This is a genomic window from Herbiconiux solani NBRC 106740 (assembly GCF_001571005.1).
Classification (GTDB): Bacteria; Actinomycetota; Actinomycetes; order Actinomycetales; family Microbacteriaceae; genus Herbiconiux; species Herbiconiux solani.
Map to the genome: position 1 here is coordinate 47,192 of NZ_BCST01000001.1, position 20,499 is coordinate 67,690.

The 20,499-nt window shown below is 70.2% G+C and carries 18 protein-coding genes and 1 tRNA gene; 17 read left to right on the forward strand and 2 right to left on the reverse strand.

What is annotated here, in order from left to right; genetic code table 11:
• The first annotated feature begins 11 nt into the window (after positions 1 to 11).
• The 6 genes from HSO01S_RS00220 to HSO01S_RS00245 all read left to right on the forward strand — a co-directional run bounded on the left by HSO01S_RS00220 (position 12) and on the right by HSO01S_RS00245 (position 6,852).
• The gene (locus HSO01S_RS00220; RefSeq protein ID WP_066038582.1) at positions 12 to 599 is read left to right on the forward strand and encodes a hypothetical protein; all 588 of its coding nucleotides are present in this window, start codon (positions 12 to 14) and stop codon (positions 597 to 599) included.
• Positions 600 to 855: 256 nt separating this feature from the next.
• Positions 856 to 3,147, forward strand: coding sequence for a polyribonucleotide nucleotidyltransferase (locus tag HSO01S_RS00225; protein WP_066038583.1), 2,292 nt, complete (start codon positions 856 to 858; stop codon positions 3,145 to 3,147).
• Positions 3,148 to 3,472: 325 nt separating this feature from the next.
• Positions 3,473 to 4,846, forward strand: coding sequence for a M16 family metallopeptidase (locus HSO01S_RS00230; protein ID WP_066039092.1), 1,374 nt, complete (start codon positions 3,473 to 3,475; stop codon positions 4,844 to 4,846).
• Positions 4,843 to 5,445 (forward strand): histidine phosphatase family protein, encoded by a 603-nt coding sequence (locus HSO01S_RS00235; RefSeq protein ID WP_066038584.1) that lies wholly within the window; start codon positions 4,843 to 4,845, stop codon positions 5,443 to 5,445. Before HSO01S_RS00230 ends, HSO01S_RS00235 begins: the two co-directional genes overlap by 4 nt.
• Before the next feature lie 85 nt (positions 5,446 to 5,530).
• Complete coding sequence (dapB, locus tag HSO01S_RS00240; RefSeq protein ID WP_066038585.1) at positions 5,531 to 6,394, forward strand: 4-hydroxy-tetrahydrodipicolinate reductase; 864 nt, start codon at positions 5,531 to 5,533, stop codon at positions 6,392 to 6,394.
• Positions 6,394 to 6,852 carry a tetratricopeptide repeat protein gene (locus HSO01S_RS00245; protein ID WP_066038586.1) on the forward strand — a complete coding sequence of 153 codons (459 nt, stop codon included), beginning with the start codon at positions 6,394 to 6,396 and terminating at the stop codon, positions 6,850 to 6,852. Before dapB ends, HSO01S_RS00245 begins: the two co-directional genes overlap by 1 nt.
• Before the next feature lie 111 nt (positions 6,853 to 6,963).
• On the opposite strand, the gene HSO01S_RS00250 is transcribed toward HSO01S_RS00245, so the two are convergent.
• On the reverse strand, positions 6,964 to 7,896 hold the full coding sequence (locus HSO01S_RS00250) for a TIGR01777 family oxidoreductase (protein WP_066038587.1): 933 nt from the start codon (positions 7,894 to 7,896) through the stop codon (positions 6,964 to 6,966).
• A 203-nt stretch (positions 7,897 to 8,099) separates the two neighbouring features.
• On the opposite strand from HSO01S_RS00250, the gene leuA reads away from it, so the two are divergent.
• From leuA to HSO01S_RS00275, 5 genes are all read left to right on the forward strand, one after another.
• Positions 8,100 to 9,866, forward strand: coding sequence for a 2-isopropylmalate synthase (gene leuA / locus HSO01S_RS00255; protein ID WP_066038588.1), 1,767 nt, complete (start codon positions 8,100 to 8,102; stop codon positions 9,864 to 9,866).
• A gap of 16 nt (positions 9,867 to 9,882) precedes the next feature.
• Positions 9,883 to 10,551 carry a GAP family protein gene (locus HSO01S_RS00260; protein ID WP_066038589.1) on the forward strand — a complete coding sequence of 223 codons (669 nt, stop codon included), beginning with the start codon at positions 9,883 to 9,885 and terminating at the stop codon, positions 10,549 to 10,551.
• A 106-nt stretch (positions 10,552 to 10,657) separates the two neighbouring features.
• Positions 10,658 to 11,407 carry a DNA repair protein RecO gene (gene recO / locus HSO01S_RS00265; protein ID WP_066038590.1) on the forward strand — a complete coding sequence of 250 codons (750 nt, stop codon included), beginning with the start codon at positions 10,658 to 10,660 and terminating at the stop codon, positions 11,405 to 11,407.
• A 25-nt stretch (positions 11,408 to 11,432) separates the two neighbouring features.
• Entirely contained in the window at positions 11,433 to 12,224 is a 792-nt protein-coding gene (locus tag HSO01S_RS00270; RefSeq protein WP_066038591.1) for an isoprenyl transferase, read from the forward strand.
• 56 nt (positions 12,225 to 12,280) lie between these two features.
• On the forward strand, positions 12,281 to 12,952 hold the full coding sequence (locus HSO01S_RS00275) for a DsbA family oxidoreductase (RefSeq protein WP_066038592.1): 672 nt from the start codon (positions 12,281 to 12,283) through the stop codon (positions 12,950 to 12,952).
• A 204-nt stretch (positions 12,953 to 13,156) separates the two neighbouring features.
• Here the strand turns inward: HSO01S_RS00275 and HSO01S_RS00280 are convergent, their stop codons facing one another.
• Positions 13,157 to 13,678, reverse strand: a complete 522-nt coding sequence (locus tag HSO01S_RS00280) for an aminoacyl-tRNA deacylase (protein ID WP_066038593.1) — start codon at positions 13,676 to 13,678, stop codon at positions 13,157 to 13,159.
• Positions 13,679 to 13,759: 81 nt separating this feature from the next.
• On the opposite strand from HSO01S_RS00280, the gene dusB reads away from it, so the two are divergent.
• The 6 genes from dusB (at position 13,760) to HSO01S_RS00310 (ending at position 20,495) form a co-directional block, all read left to right on the forward strand.
• Positions 13,760 to 14,953 carry a tRNA dihydrouridine synthase DusB gene (gene dusB / locus HSO01S_RS00285; protein WP_066038594.1) on the forward strand — a complete coding sequence of 398 codons (1,194 nt, stop codon included), beginning with the start codon at positions 13,760 to 13,762 and terminating at the stop codon, positions 14,951 to 14,953.
• 16 nt (positions 14,954 to 14,969) lie between these two features.
• A complete protein-coding gene (locus HSO01S_RS00290) occupies positions 14,970 to 16,259 on the forward strand; it encodes a deoxyguanosinetriphosphate triphosphohydrolase (protein WP_066039093.1) in 1,290 nt (429 codons plus the stop codon).
• A 4-nt stretch (positions 16,260 to 16,263) separates the two neighbouring features.
• On the forward strand, positions 16,264 to 18,318 hold the full coding sequence (gene dnaG / locus HSO01S_RS00295; RefSeq protein ID WP_066038595.1) for a DNA primase: 2,055 nt from the start codon (positions 16,264 to 16,266) through the stop codon (positions 18,316 to 18,318).
• Positions 18,319 to 18,395: 77 nt separating this feature from the next.
• Positions 18,396 to 19,385: an ATP-binding cassette domain-containing protein gene (locus tag HSO01S_RS00300; RefSeq protein ID WP_066038596.1), complete on the forward strand. Its 990-nt coding sequence runs from the start codon at positions 18,396 to 18,398 to the stop codon at positions 19,383 to 19,385.
• Complete coding sequence (locus HSO01S_RS00305) at positions 19,382 to 20,371, forward strand: D-isomer specific 2-hydroxyacid dehydrogenase family protein (RefSeq protein ID WP_084361178.1); 990 nt, start codon at positions 19,382 to 19,384, stop codon at positions 20,369 to 20,371. The genes HSO01S_RS00300 and HSO01S_RS00305 overlap by 4 nt, the downstream gene beginning before the upstream one ends.
• 51 nt (positions 20,372 to 20,422) lie before the next feature.
• A tRNA-Asn gene (locus HSO01S_RS00310) sits at positions 20,423 to 20,495 on the forward strand.
• The last annotated feature ends 4 nt before the right edge of the window (positions 20,496 to 20,499 follow it).

Sequence of the window (20,499 nt, forward strand, 5' to 3'; positions counted from 1 at the left end):
AGACTAGGGGCATGGACGCGAAGCGGATGTGGAAGCCGATCTGGCGCTGGGAGGTGTTCCTTCTGGCGATGGTGCTCGTGCTCGCGATCGCCGCGAACGCCGTGGTGCGGGCCGACTGGCCGGTCGTGAGCCCCGTGCTGACGATCGCGCTGCTGGTCGTCGCCGTCGGTCTCGCCGTCCTCCTGATCGTGCCGCTGGTCACCGCGAAGGGTCGCGACAGCGAGAACACCCGCAAGACCCTCGAGGGCGTCGAGCTCGTGCCCCTCGAGCCGGTCGGCGAGGCGCGCGTGAGCATGCGGGTCGAGGAGAGCGAGCGCCGTCAGACCTCGATCGACGCGGCCGTGGCCACGAGCCGCGACACGCCGGTGGCCGTGCTGACGCCGCGGGCGAGCCGGTGGCTGGGGCGCGAACTCCGCGTCGCCGTCGATCTGGTGGGCGACGGCGGCGGCATCCACCGCGCCGGCTTCGTGCCGCGCCAGTTCACGGTCGCGCTCGACGAACCGCTCCGGATGCTCGCCGCCGAGGGCCGCGCCGCCCGCGTCCCGGTCGTCGTCAACGGCGGTGGCGCGGCCCGGTTCACAGTCGACATCCAGCTCTAGCGCGAGCCATCCTCGGTTCCGGCGGTTCCGCCTGATAGCATCAGAGGGTTGAGAGCAGGCTGGCAGGAAGCTGGTCCTCGGTGGTGGTGTTCCGGCCGCGCAGACGCATCCGGAGTATTTCTACTGGTGGCCAGCACGCACACCCTTCAACACACGTTCAGGGAACGTCGTAAATCCCTGTCAATTCCGCCTGCTCCGACGCGAGGAGTCGCACGCCCACACGGGGCCGCGACGCTAAACAAAGGAGAAAGACCTCTTGGAAGGTCCTGAAATCAAATTCGCCGAAGCCGTTCTCGACAACGGCCGTTACGGCACCCGCACGGTCCGGTTCGAAACCGGCCGTCTCGCGCAGCAGGCTCAGGGAGCCGTCGCCGCGTACCTCGACGAGGAAACCATGCTGCTCTCCGCCACGAGCGTGAGCAAGCACCCGAAAGACAACTTCGACTTCTTCCCGCTGACGATCGACGTCGAAGAGCGTTCCTACGCCGCCGGCAAGATCCCCGGGTCGTTCTTCCGTCGCGAAGGCCGTCCCTCGACCGAGGCCATCCTGGTCTGCCGTCTGATCGACCGCCCCCTGCGCCCGTCGTTCGTCAACGGCCTCCGCAACGAGGTCCAGGTCGTCATCACGGTGCTGAGCATCGCGCCCGACGAGTTCTACGACGCACTGGCCATCAACGCGGCCTCCGCCTCGAGCCAGATCTCGGGCATCCCGTTCTCCGGCCCGATCGGTGGCGTGCGCCTCGCGCTCATGCCCGGCTACGGCACCGAGCCCGACCAGTGGGTCGCGTTCCCGAAGTACTCGCAGCTCGAGGAGGCCGTCTTCGACCTCGTCGTGGCCGGCCGTGTCGTCACCGACCGTGACGGCAACCAGGACGTCGCGATCATGATGGTCGAGGCCGAGGCCACCGAGAACAGCTGGAACCTGATCAAGGGCGGGGCCGTCAAGCCCAACGAGGCGATCGTGGCCGAGGGCCTCGAGGCCGCCAAGCCCTTCATCAAGCAGCTCGTCGAGGCGCAGGCCTCGATGGCCCAGCAGGCGAACAAGGCCGTGCACGAGTACCCCGTGTTCCTGCCCTACACGCCGGCCGCCTACGACGCCGTCGCCGAGCTCGCCTACGACGAACTCGTCAACGTCTACCAGATCGCCGACAAGATCGAGCGTCAGGATGCAGACGACGCCCTGAAGGACCGCGTGAAGGCCGCCGTCGCCGCCAAGGTCGAAGCCGGCGAGCTCGAGCCCGAGGTCCTCGGCATGGTCTCCGCCGCGTACAAGTCCGTCACGAAGGTGGTCGTCCGCGGCCGCATCCTCCGCGACGGCGTGCGCATCGACGGGCGCGGCCTGGCCGACATCCGCCCCCTCGACGCCGAGGTCGCGGTCATCCCGCGCGTGCACGGCTCCGCCATCTTCCAGCGCGGTGAGACCCAGATCCTGGGCGTCACCACGCTGAACATGCTGAAGATGGAGCAGCAGATCGACTCGCTGAGCCCGATCACCAAGAAGCGCTACATGCACCACTACAACTTCCCGCCCTACTCGACCGGTGAGACCGGCCGCGTGGGTTCGCCGAAGCGTCGCGAGATCGGGCACGGCTTCCTGGCCGAGCGCGCGCTCGTGCCGGTGCTGCCCAGCCGCGAGGAGTTCCCTTACGCCATCCGTCAGGTGTCCGAGGCCCTCGGCTCCAACGGTTCGACGTCGATGGGTTCGGTCTGCGCCTCGACCCTGTCCCTGCTGAACGCCGGTGTGCCGCTGCGCGCCCCGGTCGCCGGTATCGCGATGGGCCTCGTCTCCGACGAGGTCGACGGCGAGACCCGCTACGCCGCCCTCACCGACATCCTCGGTGCGGAGGACGCGCTCGGCGACATGGACTTCAAGGTGGCCGGAACGGCTGAGTTCATCACCGCGATCCAGCTCGACACCAAGCTCGACGGCATCCCGACCTCGGTTCTGGATGGCGCCCTGAAGCAGGCGAAGGCCGCGCGCGACGCGATCCTCTCCGTGCTGAACTCGGCGATCGACGCACCCGACGAGATGGCCCCGACCGCGCCCCGCGTGATCTCGGTGCAGATCCCCGTCGACAAGATCGGCGAGCTGATCGGCCCGAAGGGCAAGACGATCAACGCGATCCAGGACGAGACCGGCGCCGACATCTCGATCGAGGAAGACGGCACCGTGTACATCGGCGCCGTCGACGGCCCCTCGGCCGAGGCTGCGCGTGCGCAGGTCAACGCCATCGCGAACCCGCAGAACCCGGAGATCGGCGAGCAGTTCCTCGGAACCGTCGTGAAGCTCGCCACATTCGGCGCCTTCATCTCGCTCCTCCCGGGCAAGGACGGCCTGCTGCACATCTCCGAGGTGCGCAAGCTCGCCGGTGGCAAGCGTGTCGAGAACGTCGAAGACGTGCTCGGCGTCGGCCAGAAGATCCTGGTGGAGATCACCAAGATCGACGACCGCGGAAAGCTCTCGCTCGCCCCGGTCCTCGCCGAGGCCGCCGACACCGAGGGCTCCGCAGCCCACAGCGAGGGCCCCGAGGCCCCCGCAGAGGGCTGAGTTAGTTGCCGGAGGGCCTGTGCTTCGCGCAGGCTCTCCGGGCTGCGCCGGTCCCTGCCCGGCGCAGCGCGATGTGTGAATGGGTGGTCGCTGACGCGGCCGCCCATTCACCTTTTCCCGGCTTAAACAAGGCCTCTAGCGACACACCCGCATCCCACGACGCGCGGCACGGAACGCCATCGCAACGGGCCGTACTCGATGACCCAGGGTGAGCGCGCGGCCGCGCCAGCGACCGCCCGCGAACATGTCGCGCGGCGCCGGGCGGGGACCGGCGCCGCCCGGTGAGCCTGCGCGGAGCACAGGCCCACCGGCTAGTATGACGACGATGAATGGCGCCGTTGCACTTCCCTTGGACCTGGCAGAACTCTCGATCGGCGATGACGCCGAAGGGGTGGTGCGGCGCACGATCCTCCCGAGCGGGGTGCGCATCCTCACCGAGCACATCCCCGGCTCGCGCAGCGCCACGATCGGCTACTGGGTCGCGGCCGGCTCGCGCGACGAGCTCGGTGCGACCGGCTCGACCCCGTCCCGCTACGGCTCGACGCACTTCCTCGAGCACCTGCTCTTCAAGGGCACTCCGACCCGCTCCGCGCTCGACATCGCGATCGCCTTCGACTCGGTCGGCGGCGAGCACAACGCGGTGACGAGCAAGGAGTACACCTGCTACTACGCGAAGGTCCGCGACGCCGACCTGCCGATGGCGGTCGACGTGCTCTCCGACATGGTGACCTCGGCGCTGATCGAGCGGGACGAGTTCGAGACCGAGCGCGGCGTCATCCTCGAAGAGCTGGCCATGGCCGAGGACGACCCGGGCGACGTCGCCGGTGAGCGCCTGTTCGAGGCGGTGCTCGGCGACAACCCGCTGGGCCGCCCCGTCGGCGGAACCCCCGAGGCGATCAAGGCCGTCACCCGCGACGCCGTCTGGGAGCACTACCGCGCCAACTACAACCCGCACGAGCTCGTCGTCACGGCGGCCGGCGCGGTCGACCACGACGCCCTCGTCGAGGCCGTCACCCGCACCCTCGGTGAGTCCGACTGGGATCTCGACACCCCGCACGCCCCGCGTGCCCGCCGCAGCGCCGCCTCGGGCGCATCCGCTTTCCTCGTCCCCGGCCGCCCGCTCACCGTCGTGACCAAGCCGACAGAGCAGGCCAGCGTCATGGTCGGCCTGCCCGGCCTCGTCGCGGGCGACGACCGCCGCTCGACCATGGGCGTGCTCAACTCCGTCTTCGGCGGCGGGATGTCATCTCGCCTGTTCCAGGAGATCCGCGAGAAGCGGGGCCTGGCCTACTCGGTGTACTCCTACGCGGCCAGCTACTCGGATGCGGGCGTCTTCCTGATGTACGCCGGGTGCACCCCCGGCCGCGAGGGCACCGTCAGCGAGCTCCTGCTGAGCGAGCTGAACCGCCTCGCCGACGACGGCATCAGCGCCGACGAGCTCCGTCGCGCGCAGGGCCAGCTCTCCGGCTCGGCCGCTCTCGCCCTCGAGGACAGCGACACCCGGATGTCCCGCCTCGGCCGCTCCGAGCTGACCCTCGGCGAGTTCATCGACCTCGACGAGAGCGTCCGCCGCATGATGGAGGTCAGCACCGACGACGTGCAGGCCCTCGCCCGCGACCTCGTCGCCGGTTCCGTCAGCATCGCGGCCGTCGGCCCGATCGACGAGGCTGCCTTCGCCCAGGTGGTGCCCGCCGCATGACGCACACCCTCTACCTGGTGCGACACGGCGAGCAGCTCGACGCCGAGTACGGCGTGGACGACGGCCCGCTCTCGCCGCGCGGTCAACGGCAGTCCCGGCTGCTCGCCGATCGACTCGGCGGTGTACCGTTCGACAACGTCTGGCACTCCCCGCTGCAGCGCGCCGAGCAGACCGCCCACATCATGAGCGAGCACCTGCCCGCCCTCGACCCTCAGCCGACCGCGCTGCTGTTCGACTGTGTGCCGACCGGCTACTCGCCGCAGATGCCGCACACCTTCGAGCCCTTCTTCAACTCCGTCACCGAGGACGAGGTCGAGGCGGGCCGCGCCCAGATGTCGGATGCGGTGGCCGAGTTCCTCACCCCCTCCCGCGGCACGACCCACGACCTCCTGATCACGCACAACTTCGTGATCGCCTGGTTCGTCCGCGAGGCGATGGATGCGCCCGAGTGGCGCTGGGTCGGCCTCAACCAGGCGCACTGCGGCCTCACGATCATCCGGTTCAAGACCGGGCGGCTGCCCGAGCTGGTCGCGCACAACGACCTGGGCCACCTGCCGGTCGAGCTCCGCACGGGTGTCAACGACCCGCAGCCCTACTGAACCAGGCCGCAGCTTCCCGGACCGCAGCCTCCCCGACTGCGCCCCCTCCGACCGCGGCATCCCGGCACGCCGGTAGATTGGACGCATGACTACGAAGGTTGCCGTCGTCGGCGCGACGGGCAAGATGGGCCGCCTCTTCTCCGAGCTGATCGACGGGGCGCCCGACTTCGAGCTCGTCGCGGGGCTCGACTCGCGGAGCGACCTCAGCGAGATGCTGCCCGCCGACCTCGTGGTCGACGTGACCGTTCCCGGCGTCAGCGGTTCCGTCGTGGAGTACGCGGTCGCGCACAATAGGAACGTGCTGATCGGCACCTCCGGCTGGTCGGCCGAGCGCATCACGGCGCTCGCACGTACCCTGGGCGACCCGCCGGCATCCGGAGTCGTGGTCATCCCGAACTTCTCGATCGGCTCGGTGCTCGCGACCTCGTTCGCCGCCATGGCCGCTCCATTCTTCGACTCGATCGAGATCGTCGAGGCGCACGCGTCGACGAAGGTCGACTCGCCGTCCGGCACCGCGGTGCGCACCGCCGAGCTGATGAGCGCCGCCCGAGCGGCCCTCGGGCCGGTGTCGGCGCCGCACACCGATCAGCGGGCCCGTGGTCAGCAGGTGGCGAGCATCCCCATCCACAGCCTGCGACTGAACGGTGTGGTCGCGAAGCAGGACGTCGTGCTGGGCGGCACCGGCGAGGTGCTCACCCTCACGCACGAGACGATCTCGCCTCAGGCCTATGCCGCCGGCATCCTGGTCGCGCTGCGGGCGGCCGTCGGCCAGCGCGGGGTCGTGGTGGGCCTGGACCGCTTGATCGACCTGAGCGGGCGCGAGGCAGCCACTGGCGCCGCGGAGTCGCGGAGCAGCCGGACCGGAACGGCAGCCGCGTCAGGGCCGGACGGCGACGACGCCCCCGAGAACGTCTCGGGCCAGGCGGCCACCGCCACGAGCGTGTCCTGATGAAGAGCCGGTTCGCCGCGCTCTTCATGGCGCTGCTGCTCGCGGTCTACCTGGTGCTCGTCGGCCAGCGCGCCGTGATGTTCGTGCTCACGGGGGAGCCGATCGGCATCGCGATCGGCGTGGCCCTGATCGTGCTCCCGATCGTCGGCGCCTGGGCGCTGGTGCGCGAGCTGATGTTCGGGTTCCGCACGGAGCAGCTCGTGGGGCGCCTGGAGCGCGAAGGCGAGCTGCCGGTGGACGATCTGCCGAAGAAGGCCAGCGGACGACCGCTCCGCGAGGCGGCCGACGAGGAGTTCCCGGTCTACCGCGACGAGGTCGAGCGCGACGAGAGCGACTGGCGGGCCTGGTTCCGGCTCGGGCTCGCCTACGACGCGAGCGGTGACCGGCGGCGCGCCCGCAAGGCCATCCGCACCGCGATCGCGCTCGAGCAGAGCCAGCGGCGCGCGAAGACGGCCTGAGGCGCCTCGCCGGCCGAGCATCCGCCGCCTCGCTCAGAGGAACGGGTGATCGCCTCGCCGACGTCCGACGTCCGGCGCCCACGTCCGGCGCCCACGGTCAGGCGCCCGAGCTCAGAGGAACCGGCTGATCGCCTCGCCGATCGTCTCGTCGCGGAACACGAAGCCGTCGCCCTGCAGCTTCTGGCTCGACACGTCCTGATCGGCCAGCAGCAGGTCGCGCCCGGCATCCGCCAGCACCGCCTTGAGCGCCCAGGCCGGCGTCTTCAGCCAGTAGGGGCGGTGCAGTTCCTCGGCCAGTTCGCGCACGATGACGCTCGCCGGCACGGGCTGCGGGCCGGTCAGGTCGACCGGGCCGTCGAGCTCGGAGGTGATCAGGTGCCGGATGGCCGCGGCCTCGTCGTGCAGGCTGATCCACGGCCAGATCTGGTCGCCGCTGCCGATCGGCCCGGCCAGGCCCGCCTTCGCGAGCAGGGTCAACGGCTTGAGTGCGCCACCGCCCTTGCCGACCACGAGCCCGGTGCGGATCATCACGAGCCGGGTCGCCTGGGCGGCGGGCTGCGCGGCCCGCTCCCAGGCATCCGTCACCTTGGCGAGGAACCCGGTGCCGACGGGGGAGGCCTCGGTGAGCAGCTCGCCCGGCCGGTCGCCGTAGAAACCGACGGCCGAGCCACTGATGAAGACGGCCGGCGGCGAGTCGTGACGGAGGATCGCGTTGGTCAGGGTGCTGGTCGCCTGGAGGCGCGACTGGAGGATCTCCCGCTTGTACGACAGGGTCCACGGCAGCCGCGAGATCGACGCACCCGAAAGGTTGATGACCGCGTCGACGCCGTCGAGGATCGAGGTCTTCAGCCAGCCGGCCTCCGGATCCCAGCTCCGCTCGGTCGCCGTGCGCGCCGGCCGTCGCACCAGGATCAGCACGGTGTACCCGGCCGCCCTCAGCTGGGCAGTCAGCTCGGTGCCGATGAACCCCGATCCGCCCGCGATCAGGACCGTCCCGGGTCCCTTTCCGCTCGATCCGCTCGTCGCGTCATTCGTCGCAGCCATGGCTGACCCTCCTGTCGGTGACTCCAGACTATTGCGCCCGGCGCCCTCGTGACGGGATCTCACGGCGTGCTAGCCTGATCGCGTGCGTTTTGGTCTGCTCCTTCTTAGCTGCCGCGACGAGTCCTAGTTCTCAGGCCTCCCTCGTCGCGGAGTTCGCCGTTGGCTGACCACCCGGGTTCGACCCACACGAAGAGGGACACACCATGAAGAACAATCAGGCCGCATCGGCCATGCCGATCCACAAGTACCGTCCGTACCACGAGCAGTTCGCCGTCGACCTGCCGGACCGCACCTGGCCGTCGAAGCACCCGACCGTCGCGCCGCGCTGGTGCGCCGTCGACCTGCGCGACGGCAACCAGGCCCTCATCGACCCGATGAGCCCCGAGCGCAAGCGCATCATGTTCGACCTGCTGGTGCGGATGGGCTACAAGGAGATCGAGGTCGGCTTCCCGAGCGCCAGCCAGACCGACTTCGACTTCGTCCGCTCGCTGATCGAGGAAGATGCGATCCCGGAGGACGTCACGATCCAGGTGCTGACGCAAGCGCGCGAGCACCTGATCCGCCGCACCTACGAGTCGCTCGAGGGCGCCAAGCAGGCCGTCGTGCACCTGTACAACTCCACGAGCATCCTGCAGCGCGACGTGGTCTTCCGCACCGACCGCCAGGGCATCATCGACATCGCCCTGGAGGGCGCGCGGCTGTGCCGCGAGTTCGAGAAGACGATCCCCGGCACCACCGTCTACTACGAGTACTCGCCCGAGAGCTACACCGGCACCGAGCTCGAGTTCGCACTCGACATCTGCAACCAGGTGATCGAGGTCTTCGAGCCCACCGCTGAGCGCAAGGTCATCATCAATCTGCCCTCGACCGTCGAGATGGCGAGCCCCAACGTCTACGCCGACTCGATCGAGTGGATGAGCCGCCGCCTGGCGCATCGCGAGAACATCATCCTGTCGCTGCACCCCCACAACGACCGGGGAACCGCTGTGGCCGCCGCCGAGCTCGGCTACCTGGCCGGTGCCGACCGCATCGAGGGCTGCCTGTTCGGCAACGGCGAGCGCACCGGCAACGTCGACCTGGTCGCGCTGGGCATCAACCTGTTCACCCAGGGCATCGACCCTCAGATCGACTTCTCCGACCTCGATGACGTGCGCCGCACCGCGGAGTACTGCAACCAGCTGCGCGTGCACGAGCGGAGCCCCTGGGCCGGCGACCTGGTCTACACCGCGTTCAGCGGCTCGCACCAGGATGCGATCAAGAAGGGCTTCGAGGCGATGGCCGCCGACGCCAAGGAGCAGGGCAAGGACGTCGACGAGCTGCTCTGGGCCGTTCCCTACCTGCCGGTCGACCCGAAGGATCTGGGCCGGTCGTACGAGGCGGTCATCCGCGTCAACTCGCAGTCCGGCAAGGGCGGCGTGGCCTACCTGCTGAAGACCGACCACGCGATCGACCTGCCTCGGAAGCTGCAGATCGAGTTCTCCGGCGTCGTGCAGGCCAAGACGGATGCGGAGGGCGGCGAGGTCACGAGCGACCAGATCTGGTCGATCTTCAACGACGAGTACCTGCCGGCCCCGGCCGACCGGGTCGAGGACAAGTGGGGCCGGTTCGAGCTGACCCGCACCCGCACCGCGAGCGACCTGGGCGGTTCGGTCTCGCTCGAGGTCGAGCTGCGCGTCGGCGACGAGGTGGTCGACGCGCAGGCGACCGGCAACGGCCCGATCGCGGCGTTCCTCAACGTGATGAGTGAGCAGGGCGTCGAGATCAAGCTCTACGACTACGTCGAGCACGCACTGAGCGCCTCGGGCGACGCGCTGGCCGCGGCCTACGTCGAGCTGCAGGTCGACGGCAACCGGCTCTGGGGCGTGGGCATCGACGCCGACATCTCGACGGCCTCCCTGAAGGCCGTCGTCAGTGCCGTCAACCGGGCCATCCGGGTGAAGGACGCCGACCGGGAGCTCGCCGCGGTCTGACCGCTACAGTGAGCACATGTTCTGGCATGTGCTGGGCGAGCTGATCCCGCTCGCGTTCGCGGTCATCATCTCCCCGCTCCCTCTGGTCGCCGTCATCACGCTGATGCTGGGGCCGAGGGGGCGGGGGAACGCCCTCCTCTTCGCCGTCGTGTTCGCGGTCGGCTTCTTCGCCCTGACCCTGGCCTTCGCCTCGGGCTCCAAGGGCACCACGCAGAACGACTCGTTCTTCGCGCAGCTGCTGCACATCGTGCTCGGCTTCGCCTTCGCGGCGCTGTTCTTCTTCCTCGCCTACCGGAGCTGGAAGAAGCGGCCGCGGAAGGGCGTGGCGGCGGCCGAGCCGAAGTGGCTGGCTGCGATGGACTCGTTCGGCGTGGTGAAGACGTCCGGGCTCGCGCTGGTGCTGGCGATCGCGAACGCCAAGAACGTGCCGATCGCGATCGCGGCCGGCGCGGAGATCGGCGGGGCCGGCCTCGAATGGGGGCTCGTCGTGCTGTCCTGCGGCGTGTTCGCCGTGATCTCCTCGCTCGGGTTGATCGCGGTCGCGGTGCTCGGCGGGAGCCGCGGGGCCACCGGGCTGCTCACGTCGGCGAAGAGCGGCCTCATCCGGCACAACGCGCTGATCATGGTGGTGCTGTTCGTCATCCTGGGCGCGCTGCAGCTGGGGAAGGCCTTCGAGGCGTTCTGAGCGGAGGCGTTCTGAGCCGCGGCGTTCTGAGCGGCGGTGCTCAGGGCCGGCGTTCTGAGCCGCGGCGTTCAGCCGGCGTGGTGTTCACGCGGGGGATACTTGAGGGGTGCCCACCTACCGAGACGAAGCCGTGGTGCTCCGCACCCACAAGCTCGGTGAGGCCGACCGCATCGTGACGATGCTCACGCGTCAGCACGGCAAGGTGCGCGCGGTCGCCCGGGGGGTCCGGCGTACGGGCTCGAAGTTCGGCGCCCGGCTCGAGCCGTTCATGGTGGCCGACGTGCAGTTCTACGAGGGCCGCTCGCTCGACACCATCACCCAGGCGGTGACGATCGGCTCCTACGGCGCCGAGATCTCGGCCGACTATGCCAGCTACACCGCCGCGACCGCGATGGTCGAGACCGCCGACAAGCTCACCGAGGAGGAGCCCTCCCTGCAGCAGTACCTGCTGCTGGTCGGAGCCCTGCGCTCGCTCTCCCGCGGAGAGCACGGCTCGACGCTGACGCTCGACTCCTACCTCCTCCGCGCACTGTCGATGGCGGGCTGGGCGCCGAGCTTCCACGACTGCGCGGTCACCGGCGAGGCCGGACCGCACTCGGCCTTCGTCGTGCAACTGGGCGGGGTGGTCAGCGACGACGTCGCGCCCCCCGGCACTCCGCGGCTCGACGTCAGCACGCTCGAACTGCTCTCGGCTCTGCTGACCGGCGACTGGGCGGTGGCCGACGCGAGCGATTCGGCGATCCGCTCCCGGGCCAGCGGTATCGTGGCCGCGTACACCCAATGGCACCTGGAACGCGGGCTCCGCTCCCTCGAGCACGTCGAACGGTCGCAGAAGACGAAGCCCCAGTCCCCGTGAAAGCAGTGAAGGCAGTGCACTCCTCGTGAAGACCCCCGCCGAACCGTTCCGCCCGCTCGACTGGACCGGGCTCCAGCCCCCCGCCGTGCCGCTCGCCGCCGTGCCCGAGCACGTCGCGATCGTCATGGACGGCAACGGCCGCTGGGCGAACCAGCGCGGGCTCACCCGGGTGGAGGGCCACCGGGCCGGCGAGGCGGCGCTCTTGGACGTGGTGGCCGGCGCCATCCAGATCGGGGTGAAGCACATCTCGGTCTACGCCTTCTCGACCGAGAACTGGAAGCGTTCGCCCGACGAGGTGCGCTTCTTGATGGGGTTCAACCGTGAGGTGCTGCACCGCAGGCGCGACCAGCTGAACGAGTGGGGCGTGCGCATCCGCTGGGCCGGTCGGAAGCCCCGCCTCTGGGCCTCGGTGATAAAAGAACTGCAGTTCGCCGAGCGGATGACCGCGGCCAACTCGACCCTGACCCTCACGATGTGCGTCAACTACGGCGGCCGCAACGAGATCACGGATGCGGTGCGCGCGATCGCCGACGAGGTGGCGGCCGGGCGCCTCCGCCCCTCCGCAGTCTCGGAGAAGCTGATCCAGCGCCACCTCTACGTTCCCGAGCTGCCCGACGTCGACCTCTTCGTGCGGAGCTCGGGGGAGCAGCGGACCAGCAACTTCCTGCCCTGGCAGTCGGTGTACGCCGAGATGGTGTTTCTCGACCGGCTCTGGCCCGACTTCACCCGGGTCGACCTCTGGCAGGCGATCGAGCACTACGCGGGGCGCAACCGGCGGTTCGGCGGGGCGGTCGACACGCCGACGGCTGCGGAGTAGACGCAGCGACGTAAGCGCATGGAATAACCGGGCTCGTTCTGCGTGTTGTCCTCTTCGTGAGTGAATCCATCAAGATCGACGTGTGGTCCGACGTCGCCTGCCCCTGGTGCTACATCGGCAAGCGCAAACTCGAGAACGGCCTGGCGGCGTACGCCACCGGCGAGAACGCGCTGGAGGTCGAGGTCGAGTACCACTCCTTCGAGCTGTCGCCGGACACCCCGGTCGACTTCGAGGGCACCACCACCTCCTACCTCGCCGAGCGCAAGGGGATGCCCGTCGCCCAGGTCGAGCAGATGCTCGAGCGGGTCACCGGGATCGCGTCGGACGTCGGTCTCGACTACGACTTCGGCCACGTCAAGCACACCAACACGGTCAAGGCGCACCAGCTGATCCACTACGCCAAGGCGCACGGGGTGCAGCTCGAGGCCAAGGAGCGGCTGCTCAAGGCCTACTTCGTCGAGGGCCGGCACGTCGGACGGGTCGAGGACCTCGCCGACCTGGCCGCCGAGATGGGCCTGGACCGCGACGACGTCGTGCGGTCGCTGAACGCCGACGAGTACCTGCCCGCGGTGCACGCCGACCAGCAGCAGGCCGTGGCCTACGGGATCCAGGGCGTGCCGTTCTTCGTGATCGACGGCCGCTACGGCGTCTCGGGCGCGCAGGAGGCCGCGGCCTTCGTGCAGGTGCTCGAGCAGGTCGGCTCCGAGCGCGTCGAGGTCGGGCAGTGACGGCGGATACGGGCGCCACTGTGTCCGCGCCGATGAGCGGTGGCCTGACCCTGCTCGGCGCTCAGGGGGTCGTCTGCGAGGGCGACGTCTGCGCGGTCCCGGGTGCCGAGGACGTCAGCGCCGAGTAGCTGCGCTGCTCGGGTATTCGCGGTGTCGTCAGCGCCGAGTAGCTGCGCGGCTCGGGCGGTCGCCGTCGCGGGCTCCTCAGCGCGGAGTGATCGGCTCCGAGATGTCGGCCACGACCGCCCCGAGCTTGTCCGCGAGCACGTCGGCGTCGACGTAGGCGCTGTGCCCGTGGGCCCCCGCGCCCATCGCCACCCGGCGGCCGGAGAACGCCGCATCCTGGTAGACCGGCCACGCGGTCGTGCTGCCGAGCGGCGTGATCGTGCCGCGCTCGTAGCCCGTGGCCTCCTTGGCCACGTCCTGGTGCGGCATCGAGAGCTTGTTCACGCCGACCAGGGCTCGCAGCTTCGGCCAGCTGATCTGCCGGTCGCCCGGGATCAGCGCGAACAGGAAGCCGCCGTCGTGGCGCTTGACCACGAGGCTCTTCATCACGTCGCCGGGCTCGAGGTCGAGAAGGCGTGCGGCTTCCTCGAGGGAGCCGGCCGCCGGCCGCTCCACGATCTCCACAGGAATGCCGCGCGCGGCGGCGTCGCGCCGCACCCGCTCGGTGCCCTCGGCTTCGCCCGCTGTCTCGTCGGTCCGCGCATTCGTCTCGTCGCTCACAGGACCATTGAACCCGATCCTTGTCCACAGGATTCCCGCGGCTGACCACCGCGCCCCATCCGTCTGGGAGAATTGACCACGATGTCCATTACAGCCCCCGTCGTCCAGGCCCCGCCGAAGCTCTCGATCGGCCCCATCGGGCTCGACGTGCCCGTCGTCCTCGCGCCCATGGCCGGGATCACGAACACCGCGTTCCGCCGCCTCTGCCGCGAGTTCGGCGCCGGCCTCTACGTGAGCGAGATGATCACGAGCCGCGCGCTGGTCGAGCGCACGCCCGAGACCATGCGGCTGATCCAGCACCACCCCTCCGAGACCCCGCGCTCGATCCAGCTCTACGGCGTCGACCCGGCGACCATGGCCGCCGCAGCGCGCATCCTGGTCGAGGAGGACCGCACCGACCACATCGACATGAACTTCGGCTGCCCGGTTCCCAAGGTCACCCGCAAGGGCGGGGGAGCCGCGCTGCCCTGGAAGCTCGACCTGTTCCGCGAGATCGTCGAACAGGTGGTCGAGGCGGCGGGCCCCGTGCCCGTCACGGTCAAGATGCGCAAGGGCATCGACTCCGACCACCTCACCTACCTCGAGGCCGCCAAGGCGGCCGAGGGCGCCGGTGCCGCCGCCATCGCGCTGCACGCGCGCACGGCCGCCGACTTCTACAGCGGCCAGGCCGACTGGTCGGCGATCACCCGCCTGAAGGAGACGATCTCGAGCATCCCGGTGCTCGGCAACGGCGACATCTGGTCCGGCGAGGACGGGGTGCGGATGATGGACGAGACGGGCTGCGACGGCGTCGTCGTCGGTCGCGGCTGCCTCGGCCGGCCCTGGCTGTTCGGCGATCTGTCAGCGGCGTTCCGGGTGCGCTCGGGCGAACTCTCGGCTGCGGAGGCCGAGACGCTCCGGGCTGCTCCCTCGCTCGGCGACGTGGCGAAGACGCTCCGGCGGCACACCGAGCTGCTGGTCGAGTTCTTCGGCGACGAGGATCGCGCGTGCCGCGACATCCGCAAGCACGTCGCCTGGTACCTCAAGGGCTACCCCGCGGGGCACGAGGTGCGTGCCGCGCTCAGCACGGTCACGAGCCTGGCGGCGATGGACGAGATCCTCGCCTCCCTCGACTGGTCGCTGCCCTACCCGGGTGTCGACGCCGAGGGCCCGCGCGGTCGCGCCGGCAGCCCGAAGAACCCGTCGCTGCCCGAGCACTGGCTCGAGTCCCGCACCCTCGCCGGGGCCGGCCGCGCCGACCTGGCGGATGCAGAACTGAGCCACAGCGGTGGCTGAGGCGTTCGAGAACCTGATGACCTTCGCGCCGACGAAGGGGTACACCGACTCCGACGCGGAGCGGCTGCTGCCGGAGGAGCACTACACCAGACGCAGCGACTTCGCGCGCGACCGCGCGCGCATCCTGCACTCCTCGTCGCTCCGCCGGCTCGCGGCGAAGACGCAGGTACTGAGCCCTACGGTCGTCGCCGACTTCGCGCGCAACCGGCTCACGCACTCGCTCGAGGTCGCACAGGTCGGACGCGAGCTCGCGACCAGCCTCGATCTCGACCCGGATGTCGTCGACTCGGCCTGCCTCGCCCACGACCTCGGCCATCCGCCGTTCGGTCACAACGGCGAGCGCGCGCTCAACGACTGGGCCGCCGACATCGGCGGGTTCGAGGGCAACGCCCAGAGCCTCCGCATCCTCAGCCGGCTCGAGCCCAAGGTCATCTCGGCCGACGGCGCGAGCTACGGCCTCAACCTCACCCGGGCGAGCCTGGATGCCAGTTGCAAGTACCCGTGGACGGCGGACAGCCCGGTCGCCGATCCCTCGGGCCGGCTGAAGTACGGGGTCTACGCCGACGACGTCCCGGTCTTCGAGTGGCTCCGCCGCGGGGCTCCGGAGCGGAAGCTCTGCGTCGAGGCCCAGGTGATGGATCTGTCGGACGACATCGCCTACTCGGTGCACGACTTCGAAGACGCTGTGCTGAACGGCTACATCGACGTCGAGGTGCTGGGGGCGCGCGTCGATCACGCGGCACTGGTGCGCAGCATCCACGCCCGGGCCGGCGGCGGCTACGACCTCGACGAGCTGACCGAGGCCTTCGACCGCCTCGACTCGTTGCAGGTCTGGCTCTCGGAGTGGGACGACTCGCGCGCCGACCACGCGCGGCTGAAGAACCTGACCAGTCAGCTGATCGGCCGGTTCGCCGGTGCGGCCACGCGGGCGACGCGGGCGGCCTTCCCGGCGCCGAGCATCACCCGGTACGGCGCCGATGTCGTGGTGCCGCGAGAGGTGCAGGCCGAGATCGCGACGCTCAAGGGCATCGTGTCGGTGTTCGTGATGTCCAACGACGCACGGAAGCCGATCTACCAGCGCCAGCGCAGCCTGCTGCTCGAGCTCGCCGACGCCCTCTGGGAGTCGGACGGGCGGGCGCTCGACACGGCCTTCGCGAGCGACTGGCGCGGCGCGGCCGATGGCACCGAGCGCAAGCGGATCGTCGTCGACCAGGTCGCGAGCCTGACCGATCAGACCGCCCTCGCCTGGCACGCCCGCCTGTGTTCGGATGCGCGTGCCGAGGCGCCCGCGCGGAACGTATCCTGAGACCATGGCAGGACTGATCCGTCGGAGCGACATCGACGAAGTCCGCTCCCGAATCAACATCGCCGACGTCGTCGGAGACTTCGTCACCCTGAAGAGCGCCGGCGTCGGGTCGATGAAGGGGCTGTGCCCCTTCCACGACGAGCGGTCGCCGAGCTTCCACGTGCGTCCCCAGGTCGGCTACTACCATTGCTTCGGCTGTGGCGAGGGCGGCGACGTCTTCACCTTCCTGCAGAAGATGGACCACGTCACCTTCTCCGAGGCGGTCGAGCGCCTGGCGGCGAAGATCGGCTACCAGCTTCACTACGAAGACGGCGGAGCCGCCGCCGACCAGGGCAACCGGGCCCGACTGCTGGCCGCCAACGAGGCCGCCCGGGAGTACTTCGCCGAGCAGCTCACCGCCCCGGGTGCGGACGCGGGCCGCCAGTTCCTCGGCGAGCGGGGCTTCGACGCCTCGGTCGCGGCCCACTTCGGGGTCGGCTACGCACCGCAGGGCTGGGACAACCTGGGCAAGCATCTCAAGGGCCGCGGCTTCACCGAGCAGGAGCTGACGGCCGCGGGGCTGCTGAGCTCCGGCGACCGGGGCACCTACGACCGGTTCCGCGGGCGGCTGATCTGGCCGATCCGCGACCAGACCGGGCTGACCGTCGGCTTCGGAGCGCGGCGGCTGTTCGACGACGACAAGGGCCCGAAGTACCTCAACACCCCCGAGACGACCGTGTACCACAAGGCGCAGGTGCTCTACGGGCTCGATCTGGCCAAGCGTGACATCGCGCGGAGCCGCCAGGTCGTCGTGGTCGAGGGCTACACCGACGTGATGGCCTGCCACCTCGCGGGCGTGACCACCGCGGTCGCGACCTGCGGCACCTCCTTCGGCGTCGATCACATCAAGATCATGCGCCGCGTGCTGTCGGACGACTCGGCCGGCCTCGGCGAGGTGATCTTCACCTTCGATCCGGATGCGGCCGGCCAGAAGGCCGCCCTCCGCGCCTTCAGCGAGGAGCAGCGGTTCGCCGCCCAGACCTACGTCGCGGTGGCTCCCGACGGCCTCGACCCGTGCGACCTGCGGCTCGCGAAGGGCGACGACGCCGTGCGCCGGCTGGTCAAGGGCAAGAAGCCGATGTTCGAGTTCGTGATCAAGCAGAAGCTGTCCAACTACGACCTCGAGACCGTCGAGGGCCGGGCGGCCGCACTCCGGGAGGCCGCGCCGATCGTGGCCGACATCCGCGACCCCGCCATCCGACCCGGGTACACCCGGCAGCTGGCCCGGATGCTGGGCCTCGAGCTCGGCGAGGTGCAGCGCGCGGTCGCCGCCCGCGGGGGGTCGAACGGCTCGAACGGTTCGAACGGTTCGGGCAGCTCGAACGGTTCCGGCCACTCGAACGGCGCGAACGGTGCCAGCTACTCGAACGGCTCGGGCCACAACTCCGGCAGCTCGCAGGGCGGGCGTGGATCCCAGGCGGCGCCCGGCTCGCAGGGCGCGACCGCTGTCGTCGCCGGCCGCGGCCAGGTCTCCTCGATCACCGACGTCGCGCCTCCCGTCGGCATCGCCGGCCCGGGGGAGTCGGTCGAGCTCGCCCGCCCGAGCGTCTCGATCACCCAGCTGCCGTCGACCACGGCGGTGCGCACCGAGCGCGACGCGCTGATGGCGCAGCTGCAGGCGCCGACCGTGATCGGTCGCGAGCTGCTCGTCCAGGCGAGCGCCTGCGGTTTCAGCCATCCCGCCCTGGCCGCCATCCGCGACTCGATCGGCCGCAACGTCGACGCGTTCGAGCGCCAGGACTGGGTGATGGTCGTGCAGGCGGACGTGCCCGAGGAGTACCGGTCGCTGGTCGAGCAGTTGGCCGTCGCGCCACTGCCGGAGCGGCCGGAACGGCAGCCCGAGCTGTACCTGAAGCGCATCACCAGCTCCCTCATCCAGCGCCACCTGTCCCGCCGCAAGGAGGAGCTGCTCGGTCGCCTGCAGCGCACCGACGCGGTCGCCGACCCGGAGGCGTACCGCGAGGTGCAGCGCCAGCTCGTGCAGGTCGAGGCCGATCGGCGGATCCTGCTGCAGGAGTGACCGCGCTCCGCCCGGAGTGACCGCCACACGCGGGCGGCTCACAGCCGGATCCAGGACTCCGGTTTAGGCTCGCAGCGATGGCTACCCGAAACGTGCTGACCGCGTCCGACGTGACGATCGAATACCCCTCCCACAGCGTGAGCGCTGCGCACACGGCGGTGAAGGGCTTCACCCTCACCATCGAGCCGGGGGAGATCGTGGGGCTGGTGGGGTCCAGCGGCTCCGGCAAGTCGACGATCGCGCAGGTCGCCTCCGGCCAGGCGGCGATCCGGGCGTCGAAGGACGGCTCGCCCCGCATCATCGGGGGCAGCCTCGAGGTTCTCGGCTACGAGATGCGCGGCATCCGGCGCTCGAAGCTGAACACCTTCACCCTGGGTGTCGGGTACGTGGCTCAGGATGCGGGGTCGAACCTCACCTCGAACATGACGGTCGCCGAGCTGGTCGCCGAACCGCTCTTCCTCCGCGACAAGCGCTACGACCGGCGTGAGGCCGGGCTCAAGGCCGCCACCCTCGTCGACGCCCTGCTGCTGCCCGTCGGCACGATGCTGAAGCAACCCCACGAACTCTCCAGCGGCCAGCGGCAGCGGGTCGCGATCGCGCGCGGCCTCATCCTCGACCCCGTCCTCCTGATCGCCGACGAGCCGACGGCGGGCGTGGACGTGTCCGTGCGCGGCGCGGTCATCGACGTCATCGCCGGGGTGCAGCGCGCCCGTGGCGCGGGAGCCCTGATCGTCAGCCACGACCTGGATGCGCTCCGCCGCACGGTCGACCGCATCGCGGTCATCCACGAGGGGGTGGTCGTGGGGCTGGGGACGATCGACGAGGTCCTCGGCGACCCGCGGCATCCGTATGTCAGGAGCCTGGCCCGGGAGGTGCTGGGTGAGGAGCTCGAGGACGACGACGAATTCGAGGATGACGAGGCCGAGGACGACGAGGCCGAGGACGAGTTCGAGGAAGAGCTCGCCGACGAGCGAGAGGATCGACTCGACCGCGAGGCGGACAGCGCGGCAGGCGGCGCGGCAGAAACCGTCTCCGGCACCGAGCTCGACGAGGAGACGGCCCGATGACCGCCCGCCACCGCGAGGTTCTCGCGACGCCCCCCACGGCCGTTCCCGTGGCTGAGCGGCCGGAGTCCGGCCCCATCGCGGTGCTCCCGCGCGAGAAGCCGCTGTTCGTCGAGGCCGTCGAGGGCGCCGGGGGCACCGTCGCCCCGCTCTCGGACGAGACGCGCGGCCTGATCTGGCTGAGCAGCGGCCGTGCCGACGAGTTCGAGCGCATCCTGGAGGACCACCCGCGGATCGGCTGGATCCAGCTGCCGTTCGCCGGTGTCGACGCGTTCCGCGAGGTGCTCGTGCGCCAGGCCCGCCCCGGGCGGCTCTGGACGAGCGCGAAGGGCGCGTACGCGCAGCCCGTCGCCGAACACGCACTCACCCTCGCTCTGGCTCTCCTGCGCGTCCTGCCGACCCGGATCGCCGCCCGGAGCTGGGGCGAGAAGGCCGGCACCTCGCTCTACGGCCTGCACGTCGTGATCATCGGCGCCGGCGGGATCGCGCTGGAGTTGCTGCGGCTCCTGGAGCCGTTCGGCGTGCGGACGACGGTCGTCCGCCGCCGGGCCGAGCCGGTCGCCGCCGCCACGCAGACCGTCCCGGTCTCCGTGCTGCGGCATGTTCTGCCCGAGGCAGACCTGGTCGTGGTGGCCGCGGCGCTCACCGAGGGCACCTCGCGGCTGATCGGTGCCGCCGAGCTGGCACTCATGCCCGAGACGGCATACCTCGTCAACATCGCCCGCGGCGGCCTCGTCGACTCCGACGCGCTCGACGCCGCGCTCCGCTCCGGAACGATCGCCGGGGCCGGTCTGGACGTCACCGACCCGGAGCCTCTTCCGGACGGTCATCCGCTCTGGACGGCTCCGAACATGATCATCACCCCGCACACCGCCGACACGCCCGAGATGACCGCGCCGTTGCTGGCCGAGCGCATCCGTCACAACGTGCGCGCCTTCCGGGAATCGGGGGATTTCGCGGGTCTGGTCGACCCCGACGCGGGCTACTGATCGAAGCGGTGCCAAATCGGTGATAGTCTTTTCAAGCTGTTTCCGCAGTAATCCTCGATAGCTCAATTGGCAGAGCAGCCGGCTGTTAACCGGCAGGTTCTTGGTTCGAGTCCAAGTCGGGGAGCGAA

Coding starts and splice junctions, on each gene's coding strand:
- HSO01S_RS00305 (WP_084361178.1), top strand. CDS start 19,382: ATGACCGCCCGCCACCGCGAGGTTCTCGCGACGCCCCCCACGGCCGTT.
- HSO01S_RS00290 (WP_066039093.1), top strand. CDS start 14,970: ATGACCTTCGCGCCGACGAAGGGGTACACCGACTCCGACGCGGAGCGG.
- HSO01S_RS00300 (WP_066038596.1), top strand. CDS start 18,396: ATGGCTACCCGAAACGTGCTGACCGCGTCCGACGTGACGATCGAATAC.
- HSO01S_RS00250 (WP_066038587.1), bottom strand. CDS start 7,896: ATGGCTGCGACGAATGACGCGACGAGCGGATCGAGCGGAAAGGGACCC.
- HSO01S_RS00230 (WP_066039092.1), top strand. CDS start 3,473: ATGAATGGCGCCGTTGCACTTCCCTTGGACCTGGCAGAACTCTCGATC.
- HSO01S_RS00220 (WP_066038582.1), top strand. CDS start 12: ATGGACGCGAAGCGGATGTGGAAGCCGATCTGGCGCTGGGAGGTGTTC.
- HSO01S_RS00260 (WP_066038589.1), top strand. CDS start 9,883: ATGTTCTGGCATGTGCTGGGCGAGCTGATCCCGCTCGCGTTCGCGGTC.
- dnaG (WP_066038595.1), top strand. CDS start 16,264: ATGGCAGGACTGATCCGTCGGAGCGACATCGACGAAGTCCGCTCCCGA.
- HSO01S_RS00245 (WP_066038586.1), top strand. CDS start 6,394: ATGAAGAGCCGGTTCGCCGCGCTCTTCATGGCGCTGCTGCTCGCGGTC.
- leuA (WP_066038588.1), top strand. CDS start 8,100: ATGAAGAACAATCAGGCCGCATCGGCCATGCCGATCCACAAGTACCGT.
- HSO01S_RS00235 (WP_066038584.1), top strand. CDS start 4,843: ATGACGCACACCCTCTACCTGGTGCGACACGGCGAGCAGCTCGACGCC.
- dapB (WP_066038585.1), top strand. CDS start 5,531: ATGACTACGAAGGTTGCCGTCGTCGGCGCGACGGGCAAGATGGGCCGC.
- dusB (WP_066038594.1), top strand. CDS start 13,760: ATGTCCATTACAGCCCCCGTCGTCCAGGCCCCGCCGAAGCTCTCGATC.